Origin of the sequence: Streptomyces sp. NPDC085932 (assembly GCF_044540525.1) — a bacterium.
In the GTDB taxonomy this organism is placed as follows: Bacteria; Actinomycetota; Actinomycetes; order Streptomycetales; family Streptomycetaceae; genus Streptomyces; species Streptomyces levis.
Genome location: NZ_JBITSJ010000004.1, coordinates 84,244 through 97,271, shown reverse-complemented (window position 1 = coordinate 97,271; position 13,028 = coordinate 84,244). Strand labels below are relative to the sequence as shown.

Below are 13,028 nucleotides of genomic sequence, written 5' to 3'. Positions count from 1 at the left end.
CCGCGTGAGGGTCAAGTCCGTTCGTGCGGCGGTCCGGTGTGAGGTCCGGATCTTTGTGGGTTCCGCCAGTGCGCGGGTCCGCCGGGGCGCGGGGAGACTGCCGCCGGGGCGCGACGCGACGGAGTACCGGGGAGGCCGCGCGATGAGCGTGCAGCAGTACGACGAGATCGGTGAGGCGTTCGAGGGGTTCAAGGACCTGCCGCTGGCGCAGTACGCCGAGGTGCCCGGTTTTCTGGCCCTGGTCGGGGACGTGCGCGGCAGGCCGGTGCTCGACCTGGCGTCCGGCACCGGCTTCTACAGCAGGGAGTTCCGGCGGCGCGGGGCCGCGGAGGTGCTCGGGATCGACATCTCCGGTGAGATGGTCGCCGCGGCGCGGGAACGGGAGGAGCGGGAGCCGCTGGGTGTGCGTTACGAGGTGGCGGACGTGTCCGCCCTGCGGCCCCTCGGCCGGCGCTTCGACATCGCCACGGCGGTCCAGCTGCTCAACTACGCGCAGGACATTGCCGCCATGGAACGGATGTGCCGTGCCGTACACCGGCACCTGAAGCCCGGCGGCGCGTTCTTCGTGCTCGCGCAGACGCCGGAATTCCGCTTCGACGGGCCGTCCCCGGAGAAGTACGGCTTCCGCTGCGAGCCGACCGGAGAGGTGACCGGGACCGGACCGCGCGTCCGGGTCACCGCGCTGCTCGACCCACCCGTCGAGTTCGTCACGACCTGCCCGCGCCGCGAGGTCTACGAACAGTGCCTGCGGGCAGCCGGGTTCGGGGAGCCGGAGTGGGTTCCCGTGACGGTGTCCGAGGCGGGTGTGCGCGCGTTCGGTGCGGACTTCTGGGCGGACTTCCACGCCAACCCGCCGTTGGTCATGCTGCGCTGCGGGGCCTGATCGCCGGTGCCGGGGCGGCGTGGGCGAATCGCCGTCCGGCAGGCGTACGGAGAGGGTCCTCGCCGTGAACGGCTAGCATCGCCCGTCAACCGTCAGTTGCCGACCGGGACGAGGTGAGGACATGCGGGCACCCAGGATCGCCGTCGCCGTGGTGACCATGGGCAACCGGCCCGCTGAGGTCGACGCCCTGCTGGAGTCCGTGGCCAAACAGGACGTGCCGCCCGAGCGGATCGTCGTCGTGGGCAACGGCTGCCCGCTGCCCGAATTCGCCCGGCGGCTGTCGCTGCCCGGGGAGGTCACCACGGTCGAACTCGACGAGAACCTGGGCTGCCCCGGCGGGCGCAACGCCGCGCTCGCCCGGGTCCGGGAGTTCGGCGACGTCGACGTCGTGGTCGACTTGGACGACGACGGTCTGCTCGTCGACGCCGATGTGCTGCGCCGGGTGCGGGACCTGTACGCCGCCGACGAACGGCTCGGCATCGTCGGCTTCCGCATCGCCGACGAGGAGGGCGGGACGCAGCAGCGCCACGTGCCGCGGATCGGCAACGCGGACCCGATGCGGGGCGGTTACGTCACCGGGTTCCTCGGCGGCGGGCACGCGCTGCGGATGGCGATGCTCGACGAGATCGGCGACTGGCCCGCCGCGTTCTTCTTCGCGCACGAGGAGACCGACCTCGCCTGGCGCGCGGCAGACGCGGGCTGGCGGATCCTCTACGCGCCCGAGCTGGTGCTCCGGCACCCGCGGACCTCACCCGCCCGGCACGCCATCTACTACCGCGTCAACGCCCGCAACCGGGTCTGGCTGGTCCGCCGCCGGCTGCCGCTCCCGCTCGTCCCGGTGCATCTGGGCGTCTGGGTGCTGCTCACGCTCGCCCGGATCCGGTCGCGTGCGGGGCTGCGGGCATGGTGCGGCGGATTCGTGGAAGGCGTACGGGAACCGGCGGGGGAGCGGCGGCCGATGCGCTGGCGCACGGTGTGGCGGCTGACGCGGTTGGGGCGGCCGCCGGTCGTCTGAGCCGGGCTCCGGGGAAGTTGAGGGGCCCCGGCCGTTCACCTCCGCCGACCGGGACCCGGACCCGGCCGCGGCGGCGACACTCCCCCGAGTTGCGCGTTTCTACGCGCGCGCCGCCGGGCCAGATCCGATGTAGTGATCACATCAGGCTTTGCCAACGGATCGCTAACATGTGGCCAACGGTTCGCCGTTGCGTCGTTGGTCGATTGGCGAGAAGTCGCCGAACCAGGATCAAGGACGACCGGAGCAGCGGTGGATTCCGGTGGAGGACGTACGGGCCAAGGTGGCGGAAAACCACCGCCCAGGGAGCGGAAACTCGTCAAGGGGGCGATCCCGCCGCGGGCGGTTGCGACAACGGGGGCGGCATGGGGGCATCTGCATCTTCCGGTGCGGGCGGCGAGGACACCGGCGCGGGGAGCGAGGGCCGGGCACGACGTGCGCTGAGGTTCGGGCTGCTGGGACCGCCCGTGCTCTATCGAGACGTACCGGACGGCATCGGGGACGGTGTCCCGGACGTCACCGGGAACGGCCGCCCGGGCGTCACCGGGAGCGGCCGCCCGGGAGCCGCCGGAAGCAGTGTTCCGGACGGCACCGGGAGCGGCGTTCCGGACGGCAGCAGTAGCGACGTCGCGGACGGTAGTGGGAGCGGCGTCCCGGACGGTAGCAGGAGCGGCGTCCTGCCCGGTCCGCTCCGGGTCGTCGGGATTCGGAGCCCCAAGTCCCGCGCGCTGCTGACCGCGTTGCTGCTCGACGCGGGGCGGGTCGTCTCCGTCGAGTCGCTCAAGGACGCGCTGTGGGGGGAGGCGCCGCCTGTCTCCGCCCAGGCCTCGCTGCACAACCACGTGGCCCGCGTGCGGCGGCTGCTCGACGACCCGGAACGGTTGCGGACCACGCCCTCCGGATACCTGCTGCGGGTCGACGAGGGCGAACTGGACGTCCACGTGTTCGACGCCCAGGTCGTCGCGGCCCGGGCCGCGCACGCCGGCCGGGACTGGGAGGGCGTTCTCCGCGCGTGTGCCGACGCGTTCGCGCTGTGGCGGGGCGCGCCGCTGGCCGGGCTCCCGCCCGAGGTGGGCGGCTACGCCTTCGCCCAGCGGCTGCGCGAGGCCCGGCTGCTGCTCCTGGAGTGGCGTTACGACGCCGAGCTGGCGCTGGGCGGGCCGCGTCTGCACGCCCTGGTGCCGGAGCTCGTGGCGCTGACCGGGGCGTATCCGCTGCGCGAGGTGTACCACCGCCAGCTGATGCTCGCGCTGCACCGGACCGGCCGCCAGGCGGAGGCCCTGGCCGTCCACCGCGACCTGCGCACCCGCCTCGTCGGCCAACTCGGCATCGAGCCGGGACCGGGGATACGGGCGGCGCACGTGGAGGTGCTGCGAGGGGCCGGGGGAGGCCGGCACGGCTCGCTCGGGCCAGGGGTGAGCGGGCCGGGCACGGACGCGCCGGTGTCGAGGGAGCAGAGCTCGGACGGGCCGGGGGCGAGGCAGCAGGGTTCGGACGGGCCGGTGTCGAGCGGCCAGGGCTCGGATGGGCCGGGACTGCACGCCTCTTCCACCCCGGCTTCATCGCCTCCTGCGCCCGCCCCCTCCCCCTCCTCGCCCCCCTCACCCGTCCGGCTATCTCCAGCCCTCGCCCAACTGCCCCCACCCCCGGCCCACTTCACCGGCCGCACCTCCGAGCGTCAGGCCCTGCACCGCGTTCTCACCGCCGCCGGCCCCCGCGCCACCGCGGTGATCAGCGGCATGCCCGGTGTCGGCAAGAGCGCCCTCGCCCTGCGGGTCGCGCACGATCTGGCGGAACGTTTCTCCCAAGGGCAGCTCCACCTCGACCTGCGCGGTGCCACCCCGGGCACGGCACCCCTCACCCCAGGTCAGGCGCTCACCGCCCTGCTGCGTGACCTCGGCGTCGAGCCCTGCCGCATCCCGGAACTGCCGGACGCGGCGTCGGCGTTGCTGCGGTCCCTGCTCGCCCGGACCCGCACCCTGCTCGTGCTGGACGGTGCCGTGAGCGCCGCGCAGATACGGCCGCTCCTGCCGGGCGGCGCCGGCTGTGCGGTGATCGTCACCAGCCGTTCCCCGCTCACCGCCCTGGACGGAGCGGCCCGGTTCCCGCTCGCCCCGCTGTCGGACGACGAGAGCGCCGGGCTCCTGCGCACCGCCTCAGGACGTGACGGACTGGACGGTTCCCAGGCCGCCCGTCTCCTGGTCGAACGCACCGGCGGGCTGCCCCTGGCCCTGCGGGCCGCCGCCGCGCGCCTCGCCGCCCGGCCGGCCCTCACCCCGGATGCCCTCGTCGCTCGACTGGCGTCCGGTGAGGGCAGGTTGCGTCATCTGGAGTACGACGACCTGAGCGTCCGCCGCACCCTGGTCGGCGCACACGACGCCCTGGCCGACTCCCCGCACGAGGCCGACCGGGACGCGGCCCTGACTCTCCGGCGTATCGGCGCGCTCGACCTCCCCGCGTACGGCGCCCCGCTGCTGGCCCGCCTCACCGGCACCGGCGTGCCCCGCGCGGAGGCCGCGCTGGACCGGCTCGTCGACGTGGCCCTGCTGGAGGAACCCGCGTACGGCCGCTACGCACCACACGAACTCGTGCGGGACGCCGCCCGGGAACTGGCCGCGGCACCGATCGCGGGACGGGCCCCTGCCCCCGGCCCGGACGCCGCCGATCTCGCCCTCCGCTGGTACGCCGCCGAGGCCGAGCGCGCCGCCGCGGCCGTTCACGACCCGGTCACCGGCTGCGGGCGCGGTCAGGGCGCCGGGCCCCACCTCGACCGGACCCACCGCTGCCGCCCCGCCGCGCATCAGCCGGAGCGAGACCCGGGCGGACACCCGGACCGGCACCCGGGCGGGCACCCGGCGCGCAGCGGTCCCACCGCCCCCTTCACCACCCCCGAGGAGGCCTTCGCCTGGGCGGACCTGGAGCTGGCCAACATCGTCGTCCTGGTGCGGCGGCACGCGGGCGACCCGCGCGGCGACCGTGCGGCCCAGGTCGCCACCCTCGTCCGGCTGCTTCTCCCCTACGCGCGTAGCCGTGGTCGGACCACCGAGGCGGATCAGCTCGAACGGGCCGGAACCAGCGCCGGACGCTGATCAACCGGCGTCTGCCATCGGCCACCGCCGGCGATCGGCTCCGTCGGCGACCCACCACAGTCGGCACGTCGGCCACCGCTGCCGATCACTTGGCGTCGGCATAACACCGCACCACCGCCGTCGTGAACGGGAACCGCACCGGCGTGGGTCCGAAGGTGAGCCGCCCGGCCAGGTCCGCCGCCTCGCGGATCGCCGCGACGACCGTCTCCGTCTCCTCCTCGGGGCAGTGCACGATCACCTCGTCGTGCTGGAAGAAGACCAGCTCGGCCGCGAGGTCCGCGCACGTCCTGCGCAGCGCGGCGAGCATCAGCAGGGCCCAGTCGGCCGCGCTGCCCTGGACGACGAAGTTGCGGGCGAAGCGGCCGCGGGCGCGGGTGTTGGTGGAGGCGTAGCCCGGCACCCACTGCTGCGGGTCGTCCTCGGAGAGGGGGATGCCCGCCTCCTCCGTGCCCTCGTCGGCCGCCCGGGCCGCCGGGGGACAGGTGCGGCCCAGCCAGGTCCGCACCAGCCGCCCCTCCTCGCCGGCCCGCGCCGCCTCGTCGACGTAGGCGACCGCCTTGGGGAAGCGGCGGCGCAGCGCGGCGAGGTTCTTCAGGCCGTCGCCCGAGGTCTGCCCGTAGACCGCGCCGAGCACGGCGAGCTTGGCCTGGGCGCGGTCGCCGGAGAACGCGCGGTCGGAGACGGACTGGTACAGGTCGGTCTCCCGGCCGGCCACCTCCATCAGCCCGGGGTCGCGGGAGATCGCGGCGAGGACGCGCGGCTCCATCTGGTCGGCGTCGGCGACGACGAGCCGCCAGCCGGGGTCGGCGACCACGGCCCGCCGGATCACCTTGGGGATCTGGAGCCCGCCCCCGCCGTTGGTCACCCAGCGCCCGGTCACCGTCCCGCCCGCGAGGAACTCGGGTCTGAACCGGCCCTCGCGCACCCAGTCCTGGAGCCAGGACCAGCCGTGGGCGACCCAGATGCGGTACAGCTTCTTGTACTCGATCAGCGGTTTCACGGCCGGGTGGTCGACGGACTCGATCTCCCAGCGGCGGGTCGAGGAGATCTTGATGCCGGCCTGCGCGAAGGCCTTGATCACGTCGGCCGGCAGGTCGGGCCGGACCCGGCGGCCGAACGCGGCGGACACCTCGTCGGCCAGCTCGGCGAGGCGGCGCGGCTCGCCACCACCCGCGTACCGCTCGCCGAGCAGGTCGTGCAGCACCGCCCGGTGCACCTCGGCGCTCCAGGGCAGCCCGGCCCGGTTCATCTCCGCGGCCACCAGCATGCCCGCCGACTCGGCGGCGGTGAGCAGCCGCATCCGGTCGGGGTGCCCGGCCCGCTCGTGCCGCCGTTGCTGCTCGGCGTAGACGGCGAGAAGGTCCGGCAGGGGCAGCCGGACGCCCTGGGGCTCGAACAGGGAGGACTGGGAGCCCGGCTCGGCGGAGCGCAGCGGCGGATCGGGCGGTACGGGGCCGCCGCGCAGGCGCGCCAGGGCGGCCGCCGCAGAGCGTGGTTCCCCGTACCGCCCCTCGTGGCCGAGGAGGAGCGTCTCGGCGGCCTCGATGTCGTAGCACCGCTCGACTCGCACCCCCGTGGCGAGCAGGCGCGGGTAGACCTCGGCGGTGGAACGCCACACCCACCGCGTGACACCGGGACGGCTCCGGACGGCCTCGGCGAGGTCCGCCTCGCGCCGTACGGGCCCGGCGGGCATCCCGTCCGGACCGAGGGGGGCGACGTCCACGCCACCGTCCTCGGCCGGAGCGAGAGCCCACCGGTCGGCCATGCTGCGAGTGTGGCAGGGGGGTCTGACATCACCCTCCCAGCGCCGCTCCTGCCCGCCCGCGCCGTCCACGGCTCACGCCCCCGCGGCCCTGCGCTCCCGCGCGATCACGCTCCCGCGCGCCTGCGCCGCGGCCCCACGCGGCCCTGCGCTCTCCGTGGCCCCACGCGGCCCTGCGCTCTCCGCGGCCTCGCGTCTCGCGGCCCTGCACTCTCCGCGGCCTCGCGGCCTCGCGGCCTCGCGTCTCGCGGCCCCGCGCTCTCTGGAGCCCCGCGGCCTGCGGCCCCGCGGCCCCGCTTCCGCTTGCCGTCAGGACTCGTCCGGTGCGTCCCGTCGTGCCTGCACGATCTTCTGCAGCGCGCCGGCGACGTACTGTTCGGTGCGCTCCTTGTCGATGCCGAGGCCGCTGAGGACGCCCTCGCCGTTCTCGTGCTCCAGCAGGGCGAGCAGGATGTGCTCGGTGCCGATGTAGTTGTGGCCGAGGCGGAGCGCCTCCCGGAACGTGAGCTCCAGGACCTTCTTCGCGGCCTGGCCGTACGGCACGAGCTCGGGGGCCTCCTCCACGGCCGGCGGGAGGGCCGCCGTCGCCGCCTCGCGGACCGCGTCCAGGGAGACGCCCTGCTCGATGACGGCCTTGGCGGCGAGGCCCTCCGGTTCGGCCAGCAGCCCGAGGACGAGGTGCTCGGGCACGCCCTCGGCGTTGCGCGCGGCCCTGGCCTCGTTGTGCGCGGCCATCACCGTGTTGCGGGCGCGGGGCGTGTAGCGGTTGAAGCCCTGGTTGGGGTCGAGGTCGGCCGACTCCTTCGGCACGAAGCGCTTCTGCGCGGCCTGGCGGGTGACGCCCATGCTCTTGCCGATGTCGCTCCACGACGCGCCGGACCGCCGTGCCTGGTCCACGAAGTGGCCGATGAGGTGGTCGGCCACCTCGCCCAGGTGATCGGCGGCGATCACCGCGTCCTGGAGCTGCTCCAGCGGTTCCTGGTGCACCTTCTTGATCGCCGCGATCAGGTCGTCGAGGCGCACGGATGACGTGATGTCGGGGTTCGTCATGCTGTCAACCGTAGGTTGCGCCCCCGAGGGGTGTCAACCGCGAGTTGACACCTTCGGAGGTCCCGTTCGCCTGAGCCGACCGGCGTGGCACCATCGGCCCGTGAGTACGCCCAGCACCGTCGACCGCGCGTTCGCAGCCGCCCTGTACGAGACCGGCGAGACCGCCCTCGACACCGGCGCGTCCCTGCTCTCCTCCGACCCGGCCGCGGACGCGGAACTCGCCCGGCGCGGGCGGGAGTTCGTGGCGGCGGCCTGGCGTCGCGGCTGGCAGCCCGCCGACGTCGTACGGATCGTCCGGCGGGAGCTGGACGAGCCGCACGTCCTGCTCGTCTCCGCCCTGATCCGGGCCCAGGCCCCCGACGACGTCCCCCGCGGCCGTCGCTGGAGCGCGCAGCTCGCGGAGCTGCCCGCCGGTGCCCCGCCGCGCACCGACCGCTTCTCGCACGCCACGGCCGTGCTGGAGCTGTACCGCCTGCTGCTGCGCCTGCCCGGCCTGGAGCCCCTCGACGAGGCACCGGGCGGGCCGAGGACCGAGTCCCGCATGCTCACCCGCATCCGTGCCCTGCTCGCGAAGGCGGAGGCGACCGGGTTCCCGGAGGAGGCGGAGGCGCTCAGCGCCAAGGCCCAGGAGCTGATGGCCCGGCACAGCGTCGACGAGGCGCTGCTCGCGGCCCGGGCGCCCTCGCCCGACACGCCCGGGGCCTGCCGGATCGGTGTCGAGCCGCCCTACGAGCAGGCCAAGGCGGTGCTGCTCGACGCCGTCGCCACCGCCAACCACTGCCGGGCGGTGTGGCACGAGCCGCTCGGCTTCTCCACCGTCGTCGGCTTCGAAACCGACCTGGAGGCCGTCGAACTCCTCTACGCCTCAGTCCTCGTGCAGGCCACGACCGCGATGACGAAGGCGGAGGCGGCGCAGCGGGCCGGTGGCCGCAAGCGCACCAAGACGTTCCGGCAGTCGTTCCTCGCGGCCTACGCCCACCGCATCGGCACGCGCCTGGCAGCGGCGGCCGAGACCCAGGTGTCCGACGACCTGCTCCCGGTCCTGGCCTCCCGGGACGTCGCCGTCACCGGCCGGCTGGACCGGATGTTCCCGGAGACGACCACCACCCGGCTGCGCGGCGTGAGCGACGCGGCGGGCTGGACGGAGGGCGCCCGGGCGGCGGACCGGGCCCGCGTCGACCACCGCCCGCCACTGCGCTGAGACGCCGCCCGCCACTGCGCTGAGACGCCGTCCGCCACTGCGCTGAGACGTCGTCCGCCACTGTGCTGAGGCGCCGTCCGCCGTCCCCCGTCAGTCGCCGGTGGACTCGAAGCCGCTCACCGACGCCTCCACGCCGCCGTCGTCCGTCCGGGCGACCTCGCCGTACGACCACGTCAGTTCGTGCGCGTCGCCGGTGGCGCCGGGCAGGGTGAAGGACGCCTTCCGCACGGGGAGGCTCTGCGCGGAGCCCGCCTCGCCCCGGACGTACGTGAGGGTGAAGGACGTCGTGCCGCCCTCGCCGAGCGTGAGCGGCCGGCTCTGCGCGGACTGTTCGGGGGACACGGACACCGTGCTGTCATCGGCCTGCAGCTTCACGGCGGGGAAGCCCTTCAGGGTGCACTCCGCGCCCTGGTTGGTCAGCGTGACGGTGACGGTTCCGGTGTCCCCGGCGGCCGGGGCGGCGCCGGCCCCGACCTCCACGCCCAGGTCGGCGAGGGCGCAGGCGGAACCGTTCGCCGGGTCCGCGTTCTTCGCGTCGTCGTCGCCGGTGGCGCCGGTGTCGCCACCACCGCAGCCGGTCAGCAGGAGCGTCGCGGCGAGGGCGGCGGTCAGGGTGAGGGGCAAGGTGCGCATGGATTCCTCTGGGCGTGATGAACAGGAGCGGCATCGGGCCCCAGGATCATCACGCACCCGGCGACCCGGCGGGCACGCACCCCCTGCGAATCCCCCGAACGCCGGACGGCCGGGGCCCCTGTGCGCCGCCGCCCCGGGCGCCACCGCCACGGCTGGCATGCCGCCGCCCCGGGAGCCACTGGCATGGCTCGCATGCGTCGCTGCCCCGGGCGCGACCGCCACGACTCCTGTGCGCTGCCGCCCCAGGCGCCCCTGCCACGGCCAGACCACGGCTCCCGCGTCACTCCAGGTGGCTGGGAGGGCCCCCTTCGCGCTCCACTACTGCTGCGCGCCGAGGCTCGCCGTGGGCAGGCCCGTCGGCAGCTTGCCGCCCTCCGCCTTGGTGTAGGTCTCCGTGCCGAGACCGCCCTCCCAGGTGACCTTCATGCTGCTGCCGTTCACGGAGTCGACCATGCCGGTGGCCCGGTTCTTGCTGCCGTCCGTGCACTTCAGGCGGATCATCCGCATCCCGGACTCCTCGCCCGCGGTCCCGCTGCAGATGCTGCCGCCGGTGGCGAACAGCGCGGCCTGCTTCCCGGTGATCACCAGGGCCACGGCCTTGCCGTCGGTCGTCGCGAGCCAGCTGCCCGCCAGCTCGCCGGCGCCCGCTCCGCCGGAACCGGCGTCCGAGCCCGGGTCCGAGCCGCCGGCTGTGGGCGACTCCGTGGCCGAGGGGGCCGGGCTCGACGCCGAGTCGTCCCCGGAGTCACCGTCGCCGCTGCACCCCGTCAGCACGAGCGCGCCCACCAGCCCCGCGGCCGCCGCCGCGACGCGCACCGCGCCGGAGCGGCGCCAGAAGGTCACCGAAGTCACTGCAAGCCCCCAAGCTGTAGCCGGCCGGCCGGTCCCGACAGCACCGGCCGGCCCGTGGCCGGAACGATCGCAGCAAGCTACCAGGGCCCGTCAAGGGCCCTCGGAATGATCGGGACGGCCGCGGCACAACCCCCGGCCGCCCCACCTGCCAGGACCACCAGGACTCCCGCCTGCCGGCCTTCGAGAACTCCCCGCCTACCGGACCGAGAACTCCCAGGACCTCCTGGACTCCCAGGACCTCCTGGACTTCCAGACCTACCAGGACGATTTCCGCACGCCGGGCAGATACCCCGCGTGCGCCTGCTCCCGCAGGCTCACCCGGGACAGCCCGAACGCCCGGAAGTAGCCGCGCGGCCGCCCGTCCACCTGATCCCGGTTGCGCACCCGCGTGGCGCTCGCGTCCCGGGGCTGCCGGCGCAGTTCCGCCTGCGCGGCCAGGCGTTCGGCGTCCGTCGAGGAGGGCCTGCGGATGATCTCCTTCAGCTCGGCGCGCCGGGCGGCGTACCGCGCGACGATCTCCTGCCGCCGGTCGTTCTTCGCGATCTTGCTCTTCTTCGCCATCAGACCTTCCCTCCCCGGGCGCGGATCCGGGCCACGGCCGCCTCGATCCCGATCGTGTCGACGGTCTTGATCCCCCGGGCGCTCAGCCGCAGCCGTACGTACCGGCTCTCGCTCGGCAGCCAGTAGCGCTTGGACTGGATGTTGGGGTCGAACCGGCGGGACGTGCGCCGGTGGGAGTGCGAGATGCGGTTGCCGAAGCCCGGCTGGGCGCCGGTCAGCATGCAGTGCGCGGACATGGGTGGTGACGTACCTCTCTGGCCTCGTTGATGCAAATGGAAGTCGTTTTCAGTATCATAGCGGCATGGCACGCAACGAACTCCGTCCGGTCATCAAGCTCCGGTCCACCGCCGGGACCGGCTTCACCTACGTCACCCGCAAGAACCGCCGCAACGACCCGGACCGACTGACCCTGCGCAAGTTCGATCCGGTCGCCGGCCGCCACGTCGACTTCCGAGAGGAGCGCTGACCATGCGCCAGGGAATCCACCCGGAGTACGGGCCCGTCGTCTTCCGCGACCGTGCCGCCGACTACGCCTTCCTCACCCGCTCGACCATGACGAGCGAGAGGACGATCGAGTGGGAGGACGGCAACACCTACCCGGTCGTCGACGTCGAGATCTCCGACGTCAGCCACCCCTTCTACACCGGCACCGCGCGCGTCCTGGACACCGCCGGCCGCGTCGAGCGCTTCGAGCGCCGGTACGGAAAGAAGGGCTGAGCGCGTGGCTGTCTCCCCTGGGCTCCCCGTCGTGATCGTCGGCGGGCTGCACGCCGACGCCCGCCGGGCGGCCGTGGACCGGCTGCTCGCCGAGGTGCCCGGCAGTGTCGTCCTCCACCACGACCTGGCGACGGCGGCCGCCGGCACGGTCGTACGGGCCGTGCGGGACGCCGGCGGCATCCTCGACGCGGGGGAGGCGCCGCTCGTCAACGACTGCGCGTGCTGCGCCCTGCGCGAGGACCTGGTCCCGGAGCTGGAGCGGCTCCGGGACGCCGGTGCCACCCGGCTCGCGGTCGTCGAGCTGTGGGACTCCGTCGAGCCCAAGGCCATGGCCGAGGTCGTCGCGGCAGGCGGGCTCACCGTCACCGGCGTGATCACCGCCGTCGACCCGGCCCTGGTCCTGCCGTATCTCGGCAACGGCGACGACCTGGCCGACGGCGGCCTCGCCGCGGCGGCGACCGACCAGCGCACGGTCGCCGACACCTTCGCGCGCCAGCTGGAGTACGCCCCCGTCCTCGCCGTCGCCGACTCCCCCGAGGCCGACGACGAGGACCGGGAACTGCTCCACCAGCTGCACCCGACGGCCCTCCGGGTGGCCATCGAACGGGTGGCCACCGGGCGCGAGGCCACCGGACAGGAGGCCACCGGGCGAGAGGCCGCCGGGCGGGAAGCCCCCGCCATGACGGACGCCGACGGCCTGACCGCGCCGGCCCCGCGCCTGCGCCCGCTCTCCCCGCTGGCCCGGGCGGCCTTCGCCGGCTTCGACGTCGAGGCGGCGGCCGCCGCCCAGCACCCGGCCTGCGCGCTGCTGCCCGCCGAGGCCGACGCGCACGGCGTCTCCACCCTGGTCTGGAGCCGCCGCCGCCCCTTCCACCCGGAGCGGCTCTACGCCGCCCTGGAGGACCTGACCTGCGCGGCCGCCCGCAGCCGGGGCCGCTTCTGGCTGGCCGACAAGCCCGACACGCTGTTCCACTGGGACGCGGCGGGCGGCGCCCTGTGTGTGGAGAGCGCGGGCCCGTGGCTGGCCTCCCTGCCGGACGCGGCCTGGGAGATGGTCCCGCCGGTGCGCCGCGCCGCCGCCGCGCTGGACTGGCACCCCGAGCACGGCGACCGCTGCCAGCACCTGGTCTTCACCTCGCCCGGCCTCGACCGGGACGGCCTGGAGCGGCTGCTGGAGTCCTGCCTGCTGACCGACGCCGAGTACGCCGCCGGGCGCGACGCCTGGCAGCGGCTGCCGCACGCCTTCGACACCCTCCTGGAGGTCTGAC

Annotated in this window: 13 protein-coding genes; 7 read left to right on the top strand and 6 right to left on the bottom strand. The window is 74.7% G+C overall.

The genetic code is table 11. The annotated features are described in order from the left end of the window. Positions 1 to 142: 142 nt before the first annotated feature. The 3 genes from ACIGAQ_RS20720 to ACIGAQ_RS20710 all read left to right on the top strand — a co-directional run bounded on the left by ACIGAQ_RS20720 (position 143) and on the right by ACIGAQ_RS20710 (position 4,984). Positions 143 to 883, top strand: a complete 741-nt coding sequence (locus tag ACIGAQ_RS20720) for a class I SAM-dependent methyltransferase (RefSeq protein ID WP_399784798.1) — start codon at positions 143 to 145, stop codon at positions 881 to 883. Between the two features lie 121 nt (positions 884 to 1,004). Further along, entirely contained in the window at positions 1,005 to 1,898 is an 894-nt protein-coding gene (locus tag ACIGAQ_RS20715; RefSeq protein WP_399784795.1) for a glycosyltransferase family 2 protein, read from the top strand. A gap of 362 nt (positions 1,899 to 2,260) precedes the next feature. Continuing rightward, positions 2,261 to 4,984, top strand: a complete 2,724-nt coding sequence (locus ACIGAQ_RS20710) for a BTAD domain-containing putative transcriptional regulator (protein ID WP_399784791.1) — start codon at positions 2,261 to 2,263, stop codon at positions 4,982 to 4,984. 85 nt (positions 4,985 to 5,069) lie between these two features. Here ACIGAQ_RS20710 and ACIGAQ_RS20705 read toward each other — a convergent pair whose 3' ends face one another. After that, positions 5,070 to 6,749, bottom strand: a complete 1,680-nt coding sequence (locus tag ACIGAQ_RS20705; protein WP_399784789.1) for a bifunctional 3'-5' exonuclease/DNA polymerase — start codon at positions 6,747 to 6,749, stop codon at positions 5,070 to 5,072. Between the two features lie 306 nt (positions 6,750 to 7,055). Beyond that, on the bottom strand, positions 7,056 to 7,796 hold the full coding sequence (locus ACIGAQ_RS20700; RefSeq protein ID WP_399784786.1) for a Clp protease N-terminal domain-containing protein: 741 nt from the start codon (positions 7,794 to 7,796) through the stop codon (positions 7,056 to 7,058). 100 nt (positions 7,797 to 7,896) lie between these two features. Between ACIGAQ_RS20700 and ACIGAQ_RS20695 the strand changes: the two genes are divergently transcribed. Next, complete coding sequence (locus ACIGAQ_RS20695; RefSeq protein WP_399784783.1) at positions 7,897 to 8,997, top strand: DUF2786 domain-containing protein; 1,101 nt, start codon at positions 7,897 to 7,899, stop codon at positions 8,995 to 8,997. Between the two features lie 90 nt (positions 8,998 to 9,087). On the opposite strand, the gene ACIGAQ_RS20690 is transcribed toward ACIGAQ_RS20695, so the two are convergent. From ACIGAQ_RS20690 to rpmB, 4 genes are all read right to left on the bottom strand, one after another. Beyond that, positions 9,088 to 9,630, bottom strand: coding sequence for a DUF4232 domain-containing protein (locus ACIGAQ_RS20690; RefSeq protein ID WP_399784780.1), 543 nt, complete (start codon positions 9,628 to 9,630; stop codon positions 9,088 to 9,090). A 318-nt stretch (positions 9,631 to 9,948) separates the two neighbouring features. Further along, on the bottom strand, positions 9,949 to 10,482 hold the full coding sequence (locus ACIGAQ_RS20685; protein ID WP_399784778.1) for a hypothetical protein: 534 nt from the start codon (positions 10,480 to 10,482) through the stop codon (positions 9,949 to 9,951). Positions 10,483 to 10,737: 255 nt separating this feature from the next. Beyond that, complete coding sequence (rpsN, locus tag ACIGAQ_RS20680; RefSeq protein WP_311688769.1) at positions 10,738 to 11,043, bottom strand: 30S ribosomal protein S14; 306 nt, start codon at positions 11,041 to 11,043, stop codon at positions 10,738 to 10,740. Next, positions 11,043 to 11,279, bottom strand: a complete 237-nt coding sequence (gene rpmB / locus ACIGAQ_RS20675) for a 50S ribosomal protein L28 (protein ID WP_311688767.1) — start codon at positions 11,277 to 11,279, stop codon at positions 11,043 to 11,045. Before rpmB ends, rpsN begins: the two co-directional genes overlap by 1 nt. Before the next feature lie 65 nt (positions 11,280 to 11,344). Here rpmB and rpmG point away from each other — a divergent pair, with 65 nt between their 5' ends. Genes rpmG through ACIGAQ_RS20660 form a run of 3 tightly spaced genes read left to right on the top strand, consistent with a single transcriptional unit; the run spans position 11,345 to position 13,027 of the window. Next, positions 11,345 to 11,509 carry a 50S ribosomal protein L33 gene (gene rpmG / locus ACIGAQ_RS20670; RefSeq protein WP_003991959.1) on the top strand — a complete coding sequence of 55 codons (165 nt, stop codon included), beginning with the start codon at positions 11,345 to 11,347 and terminating at the stop codon, positions 11,507 to 11,509. A 2-nt stretch (positions 11,510 to 11,511) separates the two neighbouring features. After that, the gene (locus ACIGAQ_RS20665; RefSeq protein WP_399784773.1) at positions 11,512 to 11,760 is read left to right on the top strand and encodes a type B 50S ribosomal protein L31; all 249 of its coding nucleotides are present in this window, start codon (positions 11,512 to 11,514) and stop codon (positions 11,758 to 11,760) included. A 4-nt stretch (positions 11,761 to 11,764) separates the two neighbouring features. After that, positions 11,765 to 13,027, top strand: coding sequence for a GTP-binding protein (locus ACIGAQ_RS20660; protein ID WP_399784770.1), 1,263 nt, complete (start codon positions 11,765 to 11,767; stop codon positions 13,025 to 13,027). Position 13,028 lies beyond the last annotated feature (1 nt).

Coding starts and splice junctions, on each gene's coding strand:
- ACIGAQ_RS20700 (WP_399784786.1), bottom strand. CDS start 7,796: ATGACGAACCCCGACATCACGTCATCCGTGCGCCTCGACGACCTGATC.
- ACIGAQ_RS20690 (WP_399784780.1), bottom strand. CDS start 9,630: ATGCGCACCTTGCCCCTCACCCTGACCGCCGCCCTCGCCGCGACGCTC.
- ACIGAQ_RS20665 (WP_399784773.1), top strand. CDS start 11,512: ATGCGCCAGGGAATCCACCCGGAGTACGGGCCCGTCGTCTTCCGCGAC.
- rpmB (WP_311688767.1), bottom strand. CDS start 11,279: ATGTCCGCGCACTGCATGCTGACCGGCGCCCAGCCGGGCTTCGGCAAC.
- rpmG (WP_003991959.1), top strand. CDS start 11,345: ATGGCACGCAACGAACTCCGTCCGGTCATCAAGCTCCGGTCCACCGCC.
- ACIGAQ_RS20715 (WP_399784795.1), top strand. CDS start 1,005: ATGCGGGCACCCAGGATCGCCGTCGCCGTGGTGACCATGGGCAACCGG.
- ACIGAQ_RS20705 (WP_399784789.1), bottom strand. CDS start 6,749: ATGGCCGACCGGTGGGCTCTCGCTCCGGCCGAGGACGGTGGCGTGGAC.
- ACIGAQ_RS20710 (WP_399784791.1), top strand. CDS start 2,261: ATGGGGGCATCTGCATCTTCCGGTGCGGGCGGCGAGGACACCGGCGCG.
- ACIGAQ_RS20720 (WP_399784798.1), top strand. CDS start 143: ATGAGCGTGCAGCAGTACGACGAGATCGGTGAGGCGTTCGAGGGGTTC.
- rpsN (WP_311688769.1), bottom strand. CDS start 11,043: ATGGCGAAGAAGAGCAAGATCGCGAAGAACGACCGGCGGCAGGAGATC.